The organism is Amphibiibacter pelophylacis (genome assembly GCF_037688875.1).
Taxonomy (GTDB): Bacteria; Pseudomonadota; Gammaproteobacteria; order Burkholderiales; family Burkholderiaceae_C; genus Amphibiibacter; species Amphibiibacter pelophylacis.
Window position 1 is genome coordinate 25740 of sequence record NZ_JAWDIE010000013.1, and the last position, 20538, is coordinate 46277.

At 70.9% G+C, this 20538-nt stretch carries 11 protein-coding genes, 1 tRNA gene and 2 pseudogenes; 4 read left to right on the forward strand and 10 right to left on the reverse strand.

The annotated features are described in order from the left end of the window. Positions 1-12: 12 nt before the first annotated feature. The 4 genes and pseudogenes from lolA to RV045_RS09395 form a co-directional block, all read right to left on the reverse strand. On the reverse strand, positions 13-708 hold the full coding sequence (lolA, locus tag RV045_RS09380) for an outer membrane lipoprotein periplasmic chaperone LolA (protein WP_423235524.1): 696 nt from the start codon (positions 706-708) through the stop codon (positions 13-15). A gap of 17 nt (positions 709-725) precedes the next feature. Further along, positions 726-2279, reverse strand: a pseudogene (locus tag RV045_RS09385) (DNA translocase FtsK); the annotation flags it as partial. 576 nt (positions 2280-2855) lie between these two features. Continuing rightward, positions 2856-3476: pseudogene (locus tag RV045_RS09390) on the reverse strand (DNA translocase FtsK 4TM domain-containing protein); the annotation flags it as partial. A 97-nt stretch (positions 3477-3573) separates the two neighbouring features. Then, on the reverse strand, positions 3574-4248 hold the full coding sequence (locus RV045_RS09395) for a Crp/Fnr family transcriptional regulator (RefSeq protein WP_423235525.1): 675 nt from the start codon (positions 4246-4248) through the stop codon (positions 3574-3576). Positions 4249-4426: 178 nt separating this feature from the next. On the opposite strand from RV045_RS09395, the gene trxB reads away from it, so the two are divergent. Together trxB and RV045_RS09405 are read left to right on the forward strand one after the other, a co-directional pair. Beyond that, positions 4427-5392 carry a thioredoxin-disulfide reductase gene (trxB, locus tag RV045_RS09400; protein ID WP_423235526.1) on the forward strand — a complete coding sequence of 322 codons (966 nt, stop codon included), beginning with the start codon at positions 4427-4429 and terminating at the stop codon, positions 5390-5392. Positions 5393-5479: 87 nt separating this feature from the next. After that, positions 5480-7042 (forward strand): YifB family Mg chelatase-like AAA ATPase, encoded by a 1563-nt coding sequence (locus RV045_RS09405; RefSeq protein ID WP_423235527.1) that lies wholly within the window; start codon positions 5480-5482, stop codon positions 7040-7042. Positions 7043-7053: 11 nt separating this feature from the next. On the opposite strand, the gene RV045_RS09410 is transcribed toward RV045_RS09405, so the two are convergent. Genes RV045_RS09410 through RV045_RS09430 form a run of 5 tightly spaced genes read right to left on the reverse strand, consistent with a single transcriptional unit; the run spans position 7054 to position 13663 of the window. Continuing rightward, on the reverse strand, positions 7054-9054 hold the full coding sequence (locus RV045_RS09410) for a bifunctional chorismate-binding protein/class IV aminotransferase (RefSeq protein ID WP_423235528.1): 2001 nt from the start codon (positions 9052-9054) through the stop codon (positions 7054-7056). Continuing rightward, positions 9051-10409 (reverse strand): THUMP domain-containing class I SAM-dependent RNA methyltransferase, encoded by a 1359-nt coding sequence (locus RV045_RS09415; RefSeq protein WP_423235529.1) that lies wholly within the window; start codon positions 10407-10409, stop codon positions 9051-9053. Before RV045_RS09415 ends, RV045_RS09410 begins: the two co-directional genes overlap by 4 nt. 23 nt (positions 10410-10432) lie before the next feature. After that, positions 10433-12241 (reverse strand): RNA polymerase factor sigma-54, encoded by a 1809-nt coding sequence (gene rpoN, locus RV045_RS09420; protein WP_423235530.1) that lies wholly within the window; start codon positions 12239-12241, stop codon positions 10433-10435. A 16-nt stretch (positions 12242-12257) separates the two neighbouring features. Continuing rightward, positions 12258-13028 carry an LPS export ABC transporter ATP-binding protein gene (lptB, locus tag RV045_RS09425; protein WP_423235531.1) on the reverse strand — a complete coding sequence of 257 codons (771 nt, stop codon included), beginning with the start codon at positions 13026-13028 and terminating at the stop codon, positions 12258-12260. Continuing rightward, positions 13028-13663, reverse strand: a complete 636-nt coding sequence (locus tag RV045_RS09430) for an LptA/OstA family protein (protein WP_423235532.1) — start codon at positions 13661-13663, stop codon at positions 13028-13030. Before RV045_RS09430 ends, lptB begins: the two co-directional genes overlap by 1 nt. 179 nt (positions 13664-13842) lie before the next feature. Here RV045_RS09430 and RV045_RS09435 point away from each other — a divergent pair, with 179 nt between their 5' ends. Together RV045_RS09435 and RV045_RS09440 are read left to right on the forward strand one after the other, a co-directional pair. After that, on the forward strand, positions 13843-15642 hold the full coding sequence (locus RV045_RS09435; RefSeq protein ID WP_423235533.1) for a D-alanyl-D-alanine carboxypeptidase/D-alanyl-D-alanine-endopeptidase: 1800 nt from the start codon (positions 13843-13845) through the stop codon (positions 15640-15642). 45 nt (positions 15643-15687) lie between these two features. Next, positions 15688-15762: transfer RNA gene (locus RV045_RS09440), tRNA-Arg, on the forward strand. A gap of 38 nt (positions 15763-15800) precedes the next feature. Here the strand turns inward: RV045_RS09440 and RV045_RS09445 are convergent. Then, positions 15801-20531, reverse strand: a complete 4731-nt coding sequence (locus RV045_RS09445) for a translocation/assembly module TamB domain-containing protein (RefSeq protein ID WP_423235534.1) — start codon at positions 20529-20531, stop codon at positions 15801-15803. Positions 20532-20538: the final 7 nt, after the last annotated feature.

Below are 20538 nucleotides of genomic sequence, written 5' to 3' on the forward strand. Positions count from 1 at the left end.
TGCCGCCCGCGCTTACTGGCTGAGCACTTCCACCCCTTTGGGCGGGGTGAAGCGGAAATCAGCGGTATTGACGCGCGCATTGGCCTGGAAGCGCTCGAAGCGGATCACCGAGCGCTGGCCCAGCGCATCGTCGATCTCCAGCGTGGCCAGGCCGCCGTCTTTCAGGCCCATGCGCAGGGTCTTGACGCTGCCTCCTTCCTGGCGCGGCGTGGCCTGCACCCAGGATTGGCCGTCGCGCGCGGGCAGATCTTTGATTTCGAACGATTTTTCCAGGTCGCCCCCGGCCAGCACGGCCACCGGCGTGGACGCCAGCGCCTCGCTGGCCTTGCGTTTGGTCACCTGCGCCAGGTCCTGGTCGTAGAACCACAGCGTCTGGCCGTCAGACACGATGGTCTGCTGGTAGGGCTTGGTGTACACGAAGCGGAAGCGGTCGGGGCGCACGAAACTGAACTCGCCCTGCGAGGTCGATTTGGGCTTGTCGTCGCGGCCCAGCACGGTCTGGGTGAAGGTGCTCTGGCCCGACTGCACGGTGGTCAGGAAGGCCTTGAGCGCGGCGCTGCCGCTCTGCGCTGTCTGCGCGGCGGGTGCCGCCGTCTGCGCCAGCACCGCCGCCGGAGCGGCCAGGGCCAGCGTCAGGCTGCCCAGCGCGGTCAGCGCCAGCGTGCGGCATCGTCGGTGAAAAACCGGGGTGAAAGGGGCAAAGCGCATGGTGAAATCGTCCGGGTTCAGTGGGAGGGGGGCGGCACCAGGATGTCCCGGTTATTGCTGCCCGACATGGCCGATACGATCCCGGCGGCTTCCATTTGTTCCAGAAGGCGTGCGGAGCGGTTGTAGCCGATGCGCAGTTTGCGCTGCACAAACGACACCGAAGCGCGCCGTTCGGTGATGACAATCTGCACCGCCTGGTCGTAGAGCGGATCGGCCTCGGCATCGCCGCCCATCGCGTCCTCGCTGGCGCCGCCTTCGTCGTCCAGTGTGCCGCCTTCCAGCAGGCCTTCGATGTAATTGGGCTCTCCGTGCTCCTTCAGGAAGCTGACCACGCGCAGCACCTCTTCGTCGCTGACAAAAGCGCCGTGGACGCGGTCGGGCATGCCCGTTCCGGCCGGCATGAAGAGCATATCGCCCATGCCCAGCAGCGCCTCGGCGCCCATCTGGTCCAGGATGGTGCGGCTGTCGATCTTGCTGCTGACCTGAAAGGACAGGCGCGTGGGCACGTTGGCCTTGATCAGGCCCGTGATCACGTCCACGCTGGGCCGCTGCGTCGCCAGGATCAGGTGGATGCCGGCTGCGCGCGCCTTCTGCGCCAGACGCGCGATCAGCTCTTCCACCTTCTTGCCCACGACCATCATCAGGTCGGCCAGTTCGTCGATGACGACGACGATGAAGGGCAGCGTGTCCAGCGGCTCCGGGTCCTCGGGGTTGAAGCTCAGCGGGTTCATCAGCAGCTCGCCGCGCGCCTTGGCATCGACCACTTTCTTGTTGTAGCCCGCGATGTTGCGCACCTGCATGCGGCTCATCAGCTTGTAGCGGCGCTCCATTTCGGCCACGCACCAGTTCAGCGCGTTGCCCGCCTGCTTCATGTCGGTGACCACCGGACACAGCAGGTGCGGGATGCCTTCGTAGATGCTCAGTTCCAGCATCTTGGGATCGATCAGGATCATGCGCACGTCTTCGGCGCGCGCCTTGTACAGCACGCTGACGATCATGGCGTTGATGCCCACCGATTTGCCCGAACCCGTCGTCCCGGCGACCAGGCAGTGCGGCATCCGGCCCAGATCCGCCACCACGGGGCGCCCGACGATGTCTTTGCCCAGGCTCAGCGTCAGCATCGAAGCGCTGCGGTCGTAAACGTCTGACCCAATGACTTCCGACAGCGTGATCTTGCTGCGCCGCGCATTGGGCAGCTCCAGCGCCATGCAGTTCTTGCCGGGGATGGTTTCGACCACGCGGATGGACATCAGCGCCAGCGAGCGCGCCAGGTCCTTGGCCAGGTTGACGATCTGCGAGCCCTTGACACCGGTGGCGGGTTCGATCTCGTAGCGCGTGATGACGGGGCCCGGGTAGGCAGCGACCACGCTGACGGCGACGCCGAAATCCTTGAGCTTTTTCTCGATCATGCGGCTGGTCATTTCCAGCATGTCGGCGTCCACGGTCTGGATCTGCTCGGGCGCCGGGTCCAGCAGGCGCAGCGGCGGCAGCGGGTGGGCGTGGCCGTCGTCGGCCAGCAGGCTGGACTGCTGCTCCTGCATCAGCCGGGCGCTGGGCACGATGCGGGCGGGCGCGCCGCCAAAGACGCGCGCCGGGGCGGCGGAGGCGGTGGCTGGCGGCTGCCAAGTGGGCGTTTCGGGCGGATCAGCGAGCGCGGCTGTGGGTTCAGAGCCGGAAACCGGCGCAGGTTCTGGCGCCCAGGCCGGCGCCGGGGCGGCATCCATCCAGGGCGGGACAGCCAGAGGCTCGGGCAAGTGCTCGGGCAAGGGCGCGGGCATCGGCGCGGGCTCGTCAGTCCACAGCGGCAACGCGGCAGGCGCCATGGCCGCGCTGGCAGACACCTGCCCCGCCGACTGCAGCGGGTGCGCGCCGGGCTTGGGCGCGAACAGCGGCAGATCGTCGATGGAGGGCGGAGGCGCCACGGGCGCGGCCGGGCGCAGGGCGGCGGCTTCCAGCCGCGCGCGGTCCTGCTGCAGCAGCTCGGCGTCGCGCGCCAGGCTGTGGCTCAGGCCCAGCGCAGGTTCGGGGCGGTCGGCCTGTTCGCGCTCGCGCAGCGCGGCGGCGCCCAGGCGCTCGTCCAGGGCGGCGGCTTCGCGGTGGACTTTCTCGTCACGGCGCACATCCAGCCAGCCGCCCAGACCGTCGGCCAGGCGCAGCCAGGAAAACGACAGCGCCCAGGACACCGACAGCACCAGCACGCAGACCCACATCACCCCCGCCCAGTCCGGGCCCATCAAACCCACGCTCCAGCGGCCCAGGACGTAACCCAGTACGCCGCCCGCGTGGTCAGGCAGATTGCCAGGCGTGTAAGCCAGGCGCGTCCACTCCAGCGCACAGCTGCTGCACAGCAGCAGCACCACGCCGCCCCAGAAGCGCAGCTGGCCCAGCGCGCGGCGTCCGGGCGAGACCTCGTGCGCAGGCACCGGCGTGTCATGCGGGCGGATCAGGTCGGCCGTCATCGACAGGCACTGGCGGAAGGCCAGCACCAGCAGCCAGCCCACCGAATAGCCCAGCAGCGTCAGGCCGATGTCGGCGCCCCAGGCGCCCCAGACGCCCAGCGGGTTGCGGATGTCCTCGTGCGTGCCCGAAGTGGACCAGGCCGGATCACCCGGATCGTGGCGCAACAGGGCCACCAGTGCGGCCAGCGAGAGCAGCACGTAAAGCAGCAGCACCAGCCGGTGCGTGAAGCCAGGCCGGTCGGGGGTGTAGCGGATGTCGGCGCGGGCGCCGCTGGCAGCCGGGGCTGCGGAAACTCGGGTTATCGGCATAGTCCAGCGCGTTTGGGCGCGCAGCGGCAAAGCACAGTGCCCCGCCGGATCGTCCGGCGAGGTCCAATGGCATTCTAGCCGCCGACCCGGCGCGGGCTCACTGATCGGGGGCCGAAGCCAGCTCGCGGATCACCACGGAGCCGTTTTCCAGGGTATCGATCACGCCCTTGTCTTCCAGATCCTTCATGACGCGGCTGACCATCTCGCGCGAAGCGCCCACGATCTTGGCCATGTCCTGGCGCGAGACCTTGCTGCGGATGATGCGCTGGCCGTCGATGTCCTCGGCCATGTTCAGCAGGGCGCGGGCGACGCGGCCGTAAACGTCCAGCAGGGCCAGCGATTCGATCTGGCGGTCGGCGTGGCGCAAGCGCTGCACCAGGCCGCGCATGATGGCGTAGGCCAGGCTGGAGTTCTCGGGCAGGCAGCGCGCGAATTCGGTGCGGCCCAGGATGAGCATGTCGGTCTGGACCTCGGCGCGGACGGTGGCCGAATGCGGTTCGTTGTCGATCAGGCTCATTTCGCCGACGTAGTCGCCGCCCTCGAGCACCGCCAGGATGACCTCGCGGCCGCGCTCGTCGGCGGTCAGCACGCGGGCCTTGCCGTTGAGCAGGATGAACAGCGCGTTGGATTTACGCCCCTGCTCGACCACGATTTCACCCCGACGGAAACGCCGCTTGACGACGCTGTCGGCGATGGCCTGGGCCTGATCGCGGGTCAACATCGAAAACAGCGGCACCCGACGGATCAGGTCGAGATTCGATAGCATGGACATGGCGCGTTCCCCGGGGTTTGTTTGAGACCCATTCTACCGGCGCGTCACAACCGCCCGCACCGTGGCAAGTCATGATAAACCATGGCAAACCGATTCAATCCGGCCCCTTTCATCCTGCGGTTGGCGCCGAATCGATAGAATCGCTCAATCTCCTCACTGACTCACACAAGGCCTCTCCATGAGCACGTCCCAACACAGCCGCCTGCTGATCCTGGGTTCCGGCCCCGCCGGATACACCGCCGCCGTTTACGCCGCCCGCGCCAACCTGCAGCCGCGACTGATCACCGGCATGGCCCAGGGCGGCCAGCTGATGACCACCACCGAAGTCGACAACTGGCCGGCCGACACCGACGGCGTGCAAGGTCCCGAGCTGATGGCGCGCTTCCAGGCCCACGCCGAGCGCTTCGCCACCGACATCGTCTACGACCACATCAGTTCGGTCGACCTGTCGCAGCGCCCCTTCACGCTGACGGGCGACAACGGCAGCTACACCTGCGACGCGCTCATCATCGCCACCGGCGCCAGCGCCAAATACCTGGGCCTGCCCAGCGAGACCGATTTCATGGGCCGCGGCGTCAGTGCCTGCGCCACCTGCGACGGCTTTTTCTACAAGAACAAGCCGGTCTGCGTGGTCGGCGGCGGCAACACGGCGGTCGAAGAGGCGCTCTACCTGGCGGGCATCGCCAGCGTGGTCCACGTCATTCACCGCCGCGACAAGTTCCGCGCTGAACCCATCCTGATCGACAAAATGATGGCGCGTGTGGCCGAAGGCAAAATCGTGCTGCACACCCACCACACCCTGGACGAAGTGCTGGGCGACGCCAGCGGCGTGACGGGCGTGCGCATCGCCTCGACCGACCCGGTGCAGGCGGGCGCGACGACCGATCTGAAACTTGACGGCTGCTTCATCGCCATCGGCCACCAGCCCAACACCAGCCTGTTCGACGGGCAGCTCACGCTCAAGGACGGCTACATCGTCACGCGCTCGGGGCTGCAGGGCATGGCCACCATGACCAGCGTGGAAGGCGTTTTCGCGGCCGGTGATGTGCAGGACCACATTTACCGCCAGGCCATCACCAGCGCCGGAACGGGCTGCATGGCGGCGCTGGACGCGCAGCGCTATCTGGAGAATCTGGAAGGCTGAGGCGCGCCCCCTCCGCAGGGGGCCCCTCTTGCCCGCTGCGGGCTCTGGGCCGGATGATGCAACCGTCATCTGCCACCGGAGCCCGCCATGTCGCTGGCCGTCATCCACAGCCGGGCCCTGGACGGGCTGCATGCGCCGCGCGTCTCGGTCGAGGTCCATGTCGTCAACGGCCTGCCCAGCCTGACGCTGGTCGGCCTGGCCGACACCGAGGTCAAAGAGGCGCGCGAACGCGTGCGCTCAGCGCTGCTCAGCTGCGATCTGCCCTACCCGACCAACAAACGCATCACCGTCAACCTGGCGCCCGCCGATCTGCCCAAAGAATCCGGCCGCTTTGATCTGCCCATCGCGCTGGGCATCCTCGTGGCCTGCGGCCACCTGGCACCGGAAGCGCTGGACGGCGCCGAGTTCGCGGGTGAACTGTCGCTGGCGGGCGATCTGCGCCCGGTGCGCGGCGCCCTGGCGCTGGCGCTGGCCGTGCGGCGCGATCACGACGCCAGCGGCGCCAGCGGCCAAAATCCGCCGCTGCTGGTACTGCCCACCGCCAGCGCGCTGCAGGCCGCGCAGGTGCCGGGCGTGAACGTGCGCAGCAGCCAGCACCTGGGCGAGCTGGTGCTGGCACTGCAGGCCAAAGACGCGCACGCCCGCGATCTGCCCGCCGCCTTGCCGCTGGCCAGCGCAGCGGCGCCCCCCACCTGGCCCGACCTGCTGGATGTGAAGGGCCACGGCCCGGCCAAGCGCGCGCTGGAGGTCGCGGCCGCAGGCGGCCACAGCCTGCTGCTGGTCGGGCCGCCGGGCAGCGGCAAATCGATGCTGGCGCAGCGCCTGATGGGCCTGCTACCGCCCATGCGACCCGACGAAGCGCTGGCCAGCGCGGCGCTGGCGGGGCTGGCCAGCCAGTCGGGGGACGACACGCCCGCGCTGGGCCAGCGCCCCTGGCGCTCGCCGCACCACAGCGCCAGCAGCGTGGCGCTGGTCGGGGGCGGATCGCCGCCGCGTCCGGGTGAGGTCTCGCTGGCGCACGCGGGCGTGCTCTTCCTGGACGAGCTGCCCGAATTCCCCCGCCAGGCCCTGGAAGCGCTGCGCGAGCCGCTGGAAACCCGGCGCATCAGCATCGTGCGCGCCGCGCGGCGGGCCGAGTTCCCCTGCGATTTCCAGCTGGTCGCGGCCATGAACCCCTGCCCCTGCGGCTGGCGCGGCGCGGCGCTGGGCACCGGCCGCGTCTGCCAGTGCCCGCCACAGACGGTAGCCCGCTACCAGGGCCGCCTGTCCGGCCCGCTGATCGACCGCATTGATCTGCAGATCGAGGTCCAGCCCGTGCCGCCTGGCGAGCTGCTGGCTCACGCCGTGGGCGAGCCTTCGCAGCGCGTCGCCCAGCGCGTGGCGCAGGCCCGCGAGCGCGCCTGGCAGCGCCAGGGCTGCGCCAATGCCGCTCTGGCGCCCAGCCAGATTCCCGTGCACTGCGCCCTGGACGACGGTGCCACTCCCTTTCTGCGCAGCGCCGCCGAGCGCCTGGGCTGGTCGGGTCGCAGCCTGCACCGGGCGATCAAGGTGGCGCGCACCTTGGCCGATCTGGCCGGGCGCGACACCGTCGGCGCGGTGGACGTGGCCGAAGCCATCCAGTACCGCCGCGCATTGGTCGGGGTGAACTGATGGCGTCTCGGTCAAATCGGCCAGGTGGCTGGCCCCAGCACCGGCAGCACGCCGCGCAGGGCGTTGCTCACGGCCCAGGCGTCGGCGCGGCGGGCGGCGTGCAGGCTCAGACGCTGCTCGCGCACCGCCACGAGGCCCAAATGCAGCGCCGCTTCGTCCTGTCCGGCCAGCACGCGGGCGCGCACCGTGCCGGGCAGGGCGCCATCGGCCGCAGGCGGGGTGATCCAGACCCCGTCCACACGGGCGTAAACCGTGCTGCGCGCGCCGTCCACCCCAAAAGGCGCTTCGCCGGGATGATCCTGTCCCCAGAGCAGGGCATCGAAAGCGCCCGCCGCCATGGCCTGCTGCAGCGCGGCGTCCCAGAGCTGGCGCCAGCTGGTTTTGTGCGCAGTCAGGGCGGCCTGCACCAGGGGCTGATCCGGCGAAAACAGCGGCGTGGGCGACCAGATCAGGCGGGCGGGCTCAGGCAGCGGCGCCAGCGGCTGGGCCACCGCCCTCAGCGCGCCACTGCGCGGCAAATCCAGGCGCAAGCGCAAAGACTGCAGCCCGGCGGCACCCACAGCCTGGGACTCGGCCTGCGCTACGGCCTGGCGCCAGAGCGCGTCCAGCGCCGCAGCATCGTCCAGCGGGGCCGCTTCAAAACCCAGCGCGTGGGCGCTGGCGCGCAAGCGATCCAGGTGCTGAGGCAGGTGCTGCACCTGCCAAACGCCTGCGGCATCCTGCTTGACCAGCAGGGTTTCAAACAGGGTGTAGCCGGGGTCGGCGCCCTGCACAAAACGGGCTTTCAGCGCCGATTCGGCCCACTCAGAGGCCGGATCGCTGTCCAGCACGATGCCGCCGCCCACGCCCAGCGTGGCGCGCACGTCCGGCCGCGCCGGGCTGTGCTGCGCGCCGCGCGAGAGCGACAGCGTGCGTATGGCCACATTCAGCATCAGATCCGGGCAGGCGCAGTCTTTTGCGCGGCCTGGCGCATCGACCCAGCCGATGGCGCCGGTGTAAAGGCCGCGCGGCGCGTGCTCCAGCCGGGCGATCCAGCGCAGCGTCTGGCGCCGGGGCGCACCGGTGATCGAGCCGCAGGGGAAGACCGCGCGCAGCAGATCGGCCAGCGTGGCCTGCGGCTGCAGCGTGGCGGTGATGGTCGAGGTCATCTGCAGCAGCGTGGCGTGGCGCTGCACGGCGAAAAGATCGCTCACCGCCACCGAGCCGGTTTGCGCCACGCGGCCCAGATCGTTGCGCAGCAGATCGACGATCATCAGGTTCTCGGCGCGGTTCTTGGGGTCGGCGGCCAGCACTGCCGGGTCGCTGTCGGCGGGCGCGGTGCCCTTCATGGGCTGGGCGCGGAGCTGCCCGCCCTGCTGCGCCACCAGCAGCTCGGGCGAATGCGACAGCACCCAGCACAGTTCCGTCGGGGCGTCGCGCTTGCCGTCTGGCGCCGTCACATCCGGCAGCGCCAGCAGCGCGCCATAGGGCACGGGCTGGGCGCGGCGCAGGCGGGCGAAGAGCGCCACTGGGCCGCCCGCCAGCCGCCCGTGCAGGCGCCGCGTGTGGTTGACCTGGTAGGTTTCGCCCGCGCGGATGGCCTCGTGGATGTCCAGCACCGCCTGGCGGTAAGCGGTTTCGTCCTGATCGGTGGTCCAGCCCACGACGTCAGCGGGTTCATCGGCGGGCGTAATCTGCTGCAGGCGCTGCTGCACCTGCGCCGGGTTCAGGCGCTGCAGATGGTCAAAAACATGGAACACCAGCGCGGGCGCTCGCGGGCTGTCGGCCAGCCAGGCGGGCGGTACGGCCACGCCCTGCAGCGCCATGCCCCACTCGAAATCGGCCAGCACGATCGCGTGGCGCCCGGCGGCCAGATCGGCCTGCAGACGCTCGCAGCAAGCCGCCAGATCCTGCGGACCCAGACTGACATGGGCGTGGCGCCAGCCGCTGTACCAGCGGCTGCGAGCCAGCGCAACGTCGCCGAGGCCGCTGCTGGCGTCGTCGAGCAGCGCGAAGGGCGCCGGTTCAGTCATGGCGCGTCAGCAGCGCCCGCTGGCGGACGCCGCAAAGAGCCCGCCACCATGTCGAAGCGGAACAGGCGGCACTCGATGGCGCCGTTGTACATGGGCACGCGGGCCGATTCTTTCAGGCGCATCAGCGTGGGCAGTTTGAGTTCGGGCGTCAGCACCCAGGCGCTCCAGCCGGGGTAGTGGCGCTTCCAGTGCGCGGCCAGCAGCGAGAAGAAGGTCGCGGCATTCTGTCCGCCCGCAAAGGCCTCGCTGGCGACCTCGCGCGGGGCGGGGGCTGGCGTGTCGGGGCGGACGTCCTGGCGGCGACGCAGCGAGCCGCGCGCGGCGATGCGCTCGCCGTAGGGCGGGTTGAGCAGCATCACGCCGCCGTCCGCCGGGGGCAGGCGCTGCAGTGCGTCGCCGGTGTGGACCGTGAGCGCGTGCGCCACGCCCGCCGCCTGCGCGTTGCGCCGGGCGAAATCGCTCAGGCGGAAGGCGATGTCGGCGGCAAACACGGGCGCGCGCGGCGTGTGGATGGCGGCGCGTGCGGCGTCCACCTCGTCGGCCCAGGCGCGCTCCTGGCCCGCGAAAGGCAGCAGGCGCTCGAAAGCAAAGCGGCGGTTGAGGCCCGGCGCCATGCCGCAGGCCATCTGCGCGGCCTCGATGGCAATGGTGCCCGCGCCGCAGCAGGGGTCGAGCAGGGCCACGCCGTCCTGGCCCGTCCAGCCGCTGGCGGCGATCATGGCGGCGGCCAGGGTTTCCTTGAGCGGCGCCTCGCCCTTGACCTCGGTCGTGCCGCCTTTGGCGTCGCGCCAGCCGCGCTTGAACAGCGGCTGTCCCGACAGATCAACCGACAGCCAGGCGTGATCGGCGTTCAGGTGCAGCACCAGCGCCACGTCCGGGCGGCGCGTGTCCACGCTGGGGCGCTGCCCGACGGCGCGGCGCAAGCTGTCGCAAACGGCGTCCTTGACGCGCAACGCGACAAAATTCAGGCTGGGCAGCGGACTGCGCTGCGCACTGACATCCACCCGCATCGTCTGGCGGTGGCTGATCCAGGCCGGCCAGTCAACCTGCTCGGCCAGGGTGTAGATGTCGTCCTCAACCCTGTAAGCGCCATGCGCCAGCTGCCACAGCACGCGCTGCGCCAGGCGGCTGTGCAGGTTGAGGCGCAGCGCCACGCGCATGACCTCGGCCAGACTGGGACTGGCGTTCTCAGCGGCCTGGACCCAGACGCCGCCCTTGCCCGTCAGCGCCGCCAGTGTGGCGGGCAGCCAGGGGCTGATTTCGCGCAGCAGCAGGGGTTCGACCCCGGCGGCGCAGGGCAGGAAAAGGCACTGCCAGTCGGCCTGGGAAGACATCGGCATCGTCGTCGGGTTCATGGGCACTTTCGGAAAAAAGAGGATCAGTCCAGCGGACGGCGCAGGTTGGCCACCGGGATTTTCAGCGCTTCGCGGTATTTGGCCACGGTGCGGCGGGCGACCTGAATGCCCTCGGCGCCCAGCATCGCGGCGAGCTGGCTGTCGGACAGCGGCCGCTGCGGGTCTTCGGCCGCAATGAAACGGGCGATGTGCTGGCGCACGGCGGTGCTGGACATGGCTTCGCCGCCATCCTCGCGCGCCAGGCTGGACGAGAAAAAGAACTTCAGTTCGACCGTGCCGTGCGGCGTCTGCATGTACTTGCCGCTGGTCACGCGCGAGACGGTCGATTCGTGCAGGCCGACTTCAGCGGCGATTTCGCGCAGCACCAGCGGGCGCAGCGCCGACTGGCCCTGCTCGAAAAACCCCGCCTGGTGGTGGACGATGGCCTGCGCCACGCGCAGCAGGGTGTCAAAGCGCTGCTGCACATTGCGCACCAGCCAGCGCGCTTCCTGCAGGCAGTCGCCCATGCTGGCCGGGCGCGGGGGGCGCTGGGCTGCACCGCTCTCTGCGCCATCAGGGCGGCTGGCGTCCGCAGGCGGGGCGCTGCTGACCGGGGCAGAAGCCTCGGGCGCCGCTGCCGCCCGGGCGCTGGAGCGCTCGCCGCGCGGCGGGCGCATCCACTGCGCGTACTGCTCGTTGACGCGCACCCGGGGCATCACCGCCGGGTTGAGCGCCACCAGCCAGCCATCGACCAGCGCGTGGTTGACGCTGGGCGCCAGAGCGCCCCGGCTGCGCCGCACGATCACGTCGGGCACCACCACCTGCGCCTGCACGTCGGCAAAGCGGCGGCCGGGCTTGGGCTCGCAGCGGCGGATGAGCTGCGCAGCGGCCTGCACGTCGGCCAGTTCTGTGCCGGTCAGCGCGGCCAGTTTCTTCCAGTCGCGGCGGCCGACGGCGTCCAGATGGCGGCACAGCAGCACGGCCAGCGCCTGCTCGGGGCTGCGCGGCGCTTCGCGCAGCTGCAGCACCAGGCACTCGGCCAGGTCGCGCGCGCCCACGCCCGCAGGCTCCAGGCTGTGCAGCCAGCCCAGCGCGCACTGCAGGCGGGGCAGCCACGGGTTCTCGCCATCTGTGCCGTCGTCTGTGCCGTCGTCCGGGTCGACCTCGTCCGGCGGAAACTGCTCCGCCATGGCCTGCGCCAGCTCGTCCAGCGGCTCGGTCAGGTAGCCGTCGTCGTTCAGGGCGTCGATCAGCCACAGCAGCGCCTGTGCGTCGGGCCGCGACAGGCGCAGGTGGCGCACCTGGCCGCGCAGGTGCTCGGCCAGCGTGGGGCCCGGCTGGCCGCGCGCGCTGTGAGCGGCGCCGTCGCCCTCGTCATCGTCGTCGGACTGGCCGGGGGTGTAGGCGCTCAGGCCTTCCAGCCAGGCGTCGTCGCCGGCCGCAGGCAGCGGGGCTTCGGCGCTGGCGTAGGCCTCGTCCGGGCCATCGCCGCCGCCGCCGCTCTGGCGCTCGTCGCTGCGGCTGTCGCCGTCCCAGCCGCCGCCCATCGCGTCGAAGGAGACCAGTGTGTCCAGCGCAGCGGACGCTTCGCCATCGCCGCCATCTCTGTCAGTGCCCGGATCGGACGCTGTATCGGTCGCAACTTCGGCCGCAGCTTCGGCCGCAGACGGTGCGGCGTCAGGCGCGTCGATGCCGGGCGCGAGTTCCAGCTCCAGAAAAGGGTTGTCCTGCACGGCCTGCGCCAGCTCCTGCTGCAGCTCCAGCGCCGAGAGCTGCAGCAGGCGGATGCCCTGCGTCAGCTGCGGCGTCAGGGTCAGCTGCGTGGCGGTGCGGACCTGCAGGCTGGGCTTCACGCGGGGGCTCCAGCCATCACATGCGGAAATGTTCGCCCAGATAGACCTCGCGCACGCGCGGGTCCTCAACCAGCGCCTGAGGCTGGCCTTCGGCGAGCACATGGCCCTGGCTGATGATGGTGGCGCGGTCGCAGATGCCCAGCGTTTCGCGCACGTTGTGGTCGGTGATGAGCACGCCGATGCCCCGGTCGCGCAGGAAGGCGATGGTGCGCTGGATCTCGATCACGGCGATGGGATCGACCCCGGCGAAGGGCTCGTCGAGCAGGATGTAGCGCGGCTGCGTGGCCAGCGCGCGGGCGATTTCCACCCGCCGCCGCTCACCGCCCGACAGCGCCGGGGCGGGGCTGTGGCGCACGCGGCCCAGGCTCAGATCGTCCAGCAGGCCCTCCAGCAGCTCGGCGCAGCGGGCCCTGGACAGCGGCCGTCCGTCCGCGTCACGCTGAAGCTCCAGCACGGCCAGAATGTTGTCCTCAACATTCAGGCGCCGGAAAATCGACGCCTCCTGCGGCAGATAAGACAGGCCGAGGCGCGAGCGCTGGTGGATGGGCTGCTGCGTCACGTCGCGGCCGTCGATCAGGATGCGGCCCGCATCGGCGCCGACCAGGCCGACGACCATGTAAAACGTCGTCGTCTTGCCCGCGCCGTTGGGGCCCAGCAGGCCGACGACTTCGCCGGGGGCCACCGACAGGCTGACGCGCGACACCACCTCGCGCGGGCCGTAAGCCTTGCGCAGATCCTGGGCGAAAAGCCCCGACGGGGGATGGGGCGCGGGCGCGGCAGCAGCCATCAGGGCGTGCCCGGGCCCGTGGCGGCGTCCGGGGTAATGACGATACGCACGCGGCCCGGGGTGGCGGGCGCAGGCGCGGCCGCGCTGGCGCGGGGCTGGCCCTGCAGCGAGACGCGGCTGGAGGCAATATCGAACACCATCGCGGGCGCACGGGCGTCTTCGCGCGTGACGCCGCCCTGGGTGCGCACGAAGCGGGCATCGCCACTGAAGGTGACCTGGCGCGTGCGGCTGTCAAACACCATGCGCTGCGCGGTGCCTGTCACATTCTGGCCACCCGGCAGCGCCTGCGTGAACTGCGGCACCTGCCCGCGCCCGGCCAGCGCGGTGGCGACGACTTCGCCCGCATCGACCTTGCGCACTTCGACGCTGTCGGCCAGCAGGACAAAACCGCCCTGGCGCAGGCTGACCTGGCCGCGCAGGCGCACGCGCTGAGGGTCGAGATCGACGGTGCTGTCTTCCAGGCCCTGGCTTTCGATCACCAGCGGCTGGCGGCGGTCAGCGCTCGGGCCGCCCGCGGCAGACGGCGGGGTCTGGGCACTTTGGGCGTGGGCGTTCTGGGCACACACCAGCCCCGTGCCTGCCGCCAGCAGCATCGCCCCCCCCACCACCGCTTTTCGCAGACCCGTCGTGATCACTGCACGTCCTTCACTCTGGCCGATCCGGCAAAGCCTTTATTGTGTCACGGCAACATCGCCCTGTGCCTGTGCGTCCTTGATCACAAACCCGCAGCCCCTCCCCCGACTGGGGGACGGTGCGGGGCGGTTGTGCGCTACATTCTGGCGCTTGCCGCCCCCTGCCGGGGCACGAAAGTGCCATGACTGATTTTCTGTTTCCCTGCGCCCTGTCCCGATTCTTCTTTTCCCCGGCGCGCCGCAGTGTGTCCAGCGCCGTGCTGGCGGGTGTGGTGCTGGGTGCGCTGCTGGCCGCGCAGCCGCTGGCCTTGGCCGCCCCAGCCCTGCCTGCGAACCCGGCGACGAACCCTGAACCCGCCGCCAGCGACGCCGCGCGCGCCGAGCTGACCGATATCTTCCGCCGTCTGGCTCAGGCGGGCATCAGCGCTGACAGCGTGAGCTGGGCCGTGCTGCGCCTGGACGGCACGCCGGGCGGGCACGCGGTGTCCATTTACCGCTCGGACCAGCCCGTGATGCTGGCCTCAACCACCAAGCTGGTGACCACGCTGGCGGCCAACGAGCTGTTGGGCCCGCGTTTTGCCTGGCGCACGCAGGCGGTGCTGGAGGGCACTTTGAGCGGCGGCGTGCTGAGCGGCGATCTGCGCCTGATCGGTGGCGGCGACGCCTCGCTGACCTACGAGCGACTGCGCCAGTGGTTTGTGCAGCTGCAAAAGCGCGGGCTCAAGCGCATCACCGGGCAGATCATCCTGGACGACCGCGCCTTTGCCATCACGCCCGCCGACATGGCGGCCACGCCGGGGCCCAGCTCCAACAGCCCGCTGCACACCTGGCCGGATGCCTACATTGTCAACACCAGCGCCTACCAGCTCAGCCGCGCTGCGCCGACGGCTGCTCCTGCGGCCGGAGCGGCTGTGGGAGCCGTTGCGGGATCAGTTGCGAGCGCCCCGCGCAGCGACGGGGCCATCGCCGACGCCGCCATCGCGCGGGCGCTGAAAGCCCCGGCAGCCCCTGCCGCGCCAGCTCAACTGGCACGCCCTGCCCCCGAGTGGCAGTTCAGCCCCGCGCTGCCCGATGTGCCGCTGACCATCGCCAGCGACAGCCGGTGCTCGCCGCGCGCGCAATGGCTGCCGCAGGATGCGCCCCACCCCACCGGCGTGCTGCTGATGGGTCTGGGCGGAAAGAACTGCGTGGACAAACCCCGGACAGTGGTGCTGCGACCTAGCCCGCTGTCCAGCGCAGGTCTGACGCGCGCGGCGTGGGAAGCGGCGGGCGGTGAGCTCGACGGCCACGTCGTCTGGGCCACGCCTGCGCCACCGCCCAAGCCCGTCAAAGGCCGCAAGGCGCAGCGCGTGCGTCCGCCCAAGGCCTGGGCAACGCTGGCTTCCGAGCCCCTGCCCCAGCTGATCCGCCACACCAACAAGACCAGCGACAACCTGTACGCCCGTCACCTGCTGCTGAGCCTGGCGCCTGGCTTCCCAGCCCAGCCCGCGCGTCTGGCCGCCGCCCGCCAGCGCGTGCAGGACTGGCTGATCAGGCAGGGTCTGGCCAAAAACGCCATCGCGCTGGACAACGGCTCGGGCCTGGCGCGCAGCGAGCAGGCGCGGGTGCAGGATCTGGCGCGATTCGTCGCGCTGCAGTGGGCCAAGCCCGCGCAGCAGAAGCTGATCCTGCAGACGCTGCCCGTCGCGGGCGAGGATGGGACGCTGGCGCGTTACTTCAAAGGCTCGTCCGCGCAGGGCATTGCGCATCTGAAAACCGGCACGCTCAACGGCGTGCGCGCGCTGGCCGGGGTGGTCACGCCCAAAAACGGCCTGCCCGTGGCGCTGAGCGTGGTTGTAGTCAGCCCGAACGCCCACCGCGCCATGCCCGCGCTGCAGCGCTGGGTGGAATGGGTGGCGCGCTACGCCAGCCAGGCGCCCGCGCCGCCGGCTGTGGCCACACCGCCAGCGGCCCCTGCAGCACCAGCCGCTTCAGCCCCCTGATACACCCCCCAAGCCGGGCGCCCGTATATACTGGCGCGCGGCAACGTCCCCGTAGTTCAATGGATAGAACAAGTTCCTCCTAAGAATTAGATGTCGGTTCGATTCCGGCCGGGGACGCCAGCCTTTTTCTGCGACACAGCCGCACCGACACCCCGCTCTCACTCGGGATTCCAGCTCCAGCCCCGGCTGATGTCCACCGAGTTCTCCGAGCCCGCCCGGGCGCGCAGCCGGAAGTTTTTGCCCAGCCGGTAGAGCAGCTGCCACGAGCCTTCCGAGGCATTCAGACCGCGCTCGTAACCGATGTACAGGTTCTGCCCGATCTGCTTGCCCAGCGTCACCACGGTGCTGCGCACGCCATTGCTGTCGGTCTGGCCGATGCCAAAATCGGTCAGACCGATCTGCTTGAGCAGGCTGTCGGTGGGCGAACCGCCCTCGCCGGACAGGATCGCCAGCGCAGCTTTCTGCAGCAGCGCCGTCTCGTCCTGGCCCAGGTTGTCGGGCTCGCGGCCCAGCATCAGCAGGGAGAGCTTGTCCACATCGCTGCGGTCTGGGACGGAGTACAGCGCCACGCGCGGGTTGCTGCTGGAGCCGGTGATGCGCACGCCCACCGGCTGATCCATGTTGCGGCGCAGCGCCAGAATGTCCAGACGCGGCGCGGCCGGCGGGCCGACGAAACTGATCACACCGCGGTCGATCAGCAGATCCTGTCCGTAGGCCTTGTAGGTGCCGCCTTCGGTGCGCACCTCGCCGTTGACCGCCAGGCGGCCGTTCGGGTTGGTGATGCGCAACTGGCCCTGCAGCAGGGTGTTGATGCCGCGCCCGCGCAGGCGCAGCTTCTGGCCCAGATCGACGCCGACCTGCAGATCCAGCTTGCGCGCCGCAGGCCGCGCAGCGGTGCTGTCGTCGGTGGGCGGCGGATCGTTCACACGAACCACGCGCACATCGTCGTCCAGTGCGGACGCGCCGCCCAGGCCGCTGATGTCGATCAGGCCCTCATCGGCGCGGAAATCACCCTGCACCGCGATGCGCTCGGCGCTGATGTTGACCGTGCTGCGCCCCGACACCGAGACGCGCCGGTCCACCCGGCCCAGCACCTGGAACTCGCGCGCCATGGCGTTCAGCGACAGCGTCGGGCTGGCGCCAAGCTGCGCCGTGCCAGTGGCCGTCAGCTCGCCCTGGCCGCCGCGCAGGCGCAGGCTGCGCAGCGTGGCGGTGGTGTTGTTCATGGCCAGATCCAGCTCGCCATCGGTCAGATTGACGCCCTGCAGCACGTTGCGCACCGACAGCGTGCGCCCGCTCAGCTCGCCCTGCAGCAGCGGCGCGCCCACGGTGCCGCTGACGCGGGCGCGGGTGTCCAGACGGCCGCCCAGCGTCCAGCCCGGCGGCAGGGCGCCAGAGAAGCTGCGCAGATCGGAAATATCCAGCACCAGGTTGCCCGACATCGGCGAATCCGGCTGCGGGAAGGCCTGCGGCGGCGTGCGCACGACCAGATCGGCATCGATAGCGCCCACGCGCGTGGCGCGCTGGGTGTGTTTGAGCGTCCAGACGCCGTTGCTGGCCTGCAGCGCAATCTGCCAGTCGCTCAGGCCCAGCGAGGTCAGGCCGATTTCGGGGGCGCCAATGTCGCCACTGTCGCGGCGCAGGCTGGCGTCGACCTGGATGCCGCGCGGCCCCTGGCTGGCCAGAATCTTCGCGCCCATGCGCAGATCGCCCGTCCACTGCACGCCCGGCGACAGGCGCTGCACCCAAGGCTGGATGGCGATGGGGGTCAGCGCGGCGTCCACGGCCCAGCGCGGCGTGCCGCCTGCGGGGGCGGCTTCCCAGCTCGCAGCCTTCAGATCCAGCGCAACGCCGATGGCGCGCAGCGTGGTCGGCGTCAGCGTGGCCTTGCGCGGCGCGGTGCCCTGCCCGGCGAGCTGGACGCGCACCGGATCCACCTGCGCAGCCACCAGCGTCTGACCCGGTTTCTGCCCGGGTTTAACGTCGTCCTGTGGCAGGGCCAGCACGCGCAACTGCTGGATCTGGCTGTCCCAGGTCCAGCTGGACGCCGTGCCTGCGGCCCAGCGGCCCGAGAGCTGCACATCCAGCCCCGTGCCCGAACTGGCCGGCACCGGCAGAGCCGCCGCCGCCACGCTGCGCACCACCTGACGGCTGGACGCGGTGCTGCCGGTCTGGACCGGTTTGACAGCGGCCTGCGTCGATACCGGGCGCGCGATCAGGTCCAGCAGCTGCGGCGGCAGCGGCGTATCACTGCGCACCGACAGGTTCAGGCGGTGATCGGCCAGTGTGCCCGTGGTGTCCAGCGCGGCGCTGCGCAGGATATCGACGGCTTTGTCGCCCTGCTGCTGCGTCAGCGCCTGCACGCGGGCGCGGGCGGTGAAGGGCTCGCGCGGGTTGAGGCTGAGGTCCACCACCGCATCCGCGCTGGCCAGGCTCCAGGGCGTGGCGCGCACCTTTTGTGCTTTCAGATCGCCCTGCAGGCGCTGCTGGGCGGGGTTCCAGCGCAGATCGCCCTGGACCTGACCGCCCAGGCGCAAGGCGCTGCCGGGGGGCAGCAGCGCATTGGCGCGCGACAGGTCGGGCGCCTGAATCTGCGCGCGCAGCGGCAGCCCCAGCAGATCGCGCAGCGGTGCGGGCAGGTTCAGGCCATCGACCAGCGCGACGCGCACGGGCCGCGCCGCGGTGTCCACCACCCACTGGGCGCTGTTGCCGGCGGCGTTGACCTGGCCCTGCATCTGCTGCCAGCGCCCGGCCGTGCGGCGGGCCTGGATGTCGCCCGAAAACGGCAGACCCTGCCACTGCCCGGGCAGCAGCCTGGCCTGAACCTGACCCTGCCAGGCCGAGAGTGCGGCGTCCAGCGCCTTGCGCCGGGCGGCTTCATCGCTGGGCCAGAGCGCGGGCAAGGAGCCCTGACCGCTCAGATCGATGTCGGCATTGACCGCACTGGCCTGCGCGGGCGCGGCCTGGCCCTGCAGCGTGGCCAGCAGCAGCAGCGGATCGAGATCGCGGCTTTGCGCCTTCAGGCCCAAAGCCAGCCCGTGCGGTCGTGTCGCCGTGCCCGGCAGCCAGCCCAGCTGGCCCTGCGCGCTCAGGCGCGCTTTGGGCCCCCAGGCGAGCTGCAGGTTCTGCAGCGCCACGGTCTGGGCCTCGCCCACTTTCGGGGCGTTGCGCGCCTGCGCCTGCAGCTTCAGGGCCAGATCGCGGGCCGCGCCCACGCCCAGCGTGCCTTTCAGGTCGACCTGCGCCAGCGCCGTGGACCAGCGCTGCGGCCAGGCCAGATCGGCACCGCCCGGCACCAGCGCCTGCAGCTTGACCGTGCCACTGAGCGATCCGGCCGGCGCCTGCGCCGCCAGCGCCCGGGGCTGAAGCTGGTCCAGCCCCAGCGTGGCATTGAGCGTGCGACCCTGCCAGCGCGCCTGCGTCTGCAGCCGTGCGGGCGCCTGGCCCGGCGCGGTCAGACGCAGATCACTGTCCAGAGCGGCCTGGCTCAGGGCCAGCAGCGGGTCGGTGGCGAACTGCGCGGCGTCCAGATCGGCCTGCGCTTTCAGATCGCCTGAAATCGCTCCGGCGGGCGCGGCTGGGGACCACACACGCGGCTGAACGCCCTCAAGCTGCACAGTGGCCTGCGCCTGGGCATCGGCCCAGCGCCCGCTGGCGCTGATGCGCCCGGCCTCGCTGCTGGCCAGTCCCAGGCGGGCGACCAGGCTGTTCACCGTCACCTGCAGGGCGCTGGCCGCCTCGCCTTTCTGCGGCAGAACAACCTGCCCATCGAGCTGGACGGAGCGCACCGGCAGGCGCTGATCCGGCCAGGCGCCGGGCTGGCTATTGTCCAGATCGGCCTTGAGCGCGATCGGCGCCTTCAGCCCCGTGCTGCCCACGGTGACGCTGCCGCCCAGCCGCGTGCGCGGCGCCTGCGCGCTGAAGAGGCTCAGGTCCAGCGCCGCCAGACGCGCATCCAGCGCGCTGACCGGCCACAGCGCCCACGGCTGAATCTGGCCCTGCACCTTGAGCGAGGGCGCCTGATCCAGCGCCTGAGACGCCGTGCGCGGCTGCGCCTGCAGCCCAGCCTGCGCGGCCAGATCGGTCAGCGGGCCGTTCAGGCTGGCCTGCGCCGACCAGTCGAAATCGGCCAGCGCGCCGGTGTAGCGGACGGCGTCGGCGGCGCCACTGTCCTGCGCAGGCCCCGCCTTGAAGGACAGCGACACCGGCAGCGGCGCGTCAGCGCCCACGCTGAGCTGGGCGGCAGCGCGCACGCGCTCCCACTCGACCTGGTTGAGCGTGATGCGGTGCACATCGCCCGTCTGCAGGCTGAAATCCAGACCGCGCACCGGCGGCAGGTCGTCCACGGCGATTTCCCGCACGCGCACCGAATCGAGCTTGAGCTGCACCGGCAGGCGCAGGCTGGTCGGGGCGGGCTGCGCCGGGGTCGGCGGCACCGGGCGGGTTTTGACGACCACGCGATCCACCTGCAGCGCGGGCAGATTCAGCCCCAGCCACGCGCCTTGGGCCGGCCGCCAGTTCCACTGGGCGCCACGCCAGGCGAGCTTTTCCAGCAGCACATCGGCGCCAGCGGTGCTGACGCGGATCTCGCTGGCACTGAAGTTGGCGTCGGTCAGTGCGCCGCTGACGCCGGTGATGGCCACTTTGGGCGCGCCGGGCACTTTGTCCAAGAGCGCGGGCAGACGGTCCAGCGCCTGGCGCGTGCCCGATTCGGTGCCCAGCACCCACGCCGTCAGGCCCAGGATGACGAGCAAAACCCCGGCGATCAGCCCCAGCGGCACGCCCAGCCACCAGCGCCAGCGGCCCCGCCGCACGGTTTCGGGGACGTGGGCGGACGGCGACGGGTTGTCGGTGCGGGGATCGGAAGAATCAGGGGTGCTGCTCGCCATGCGGGCC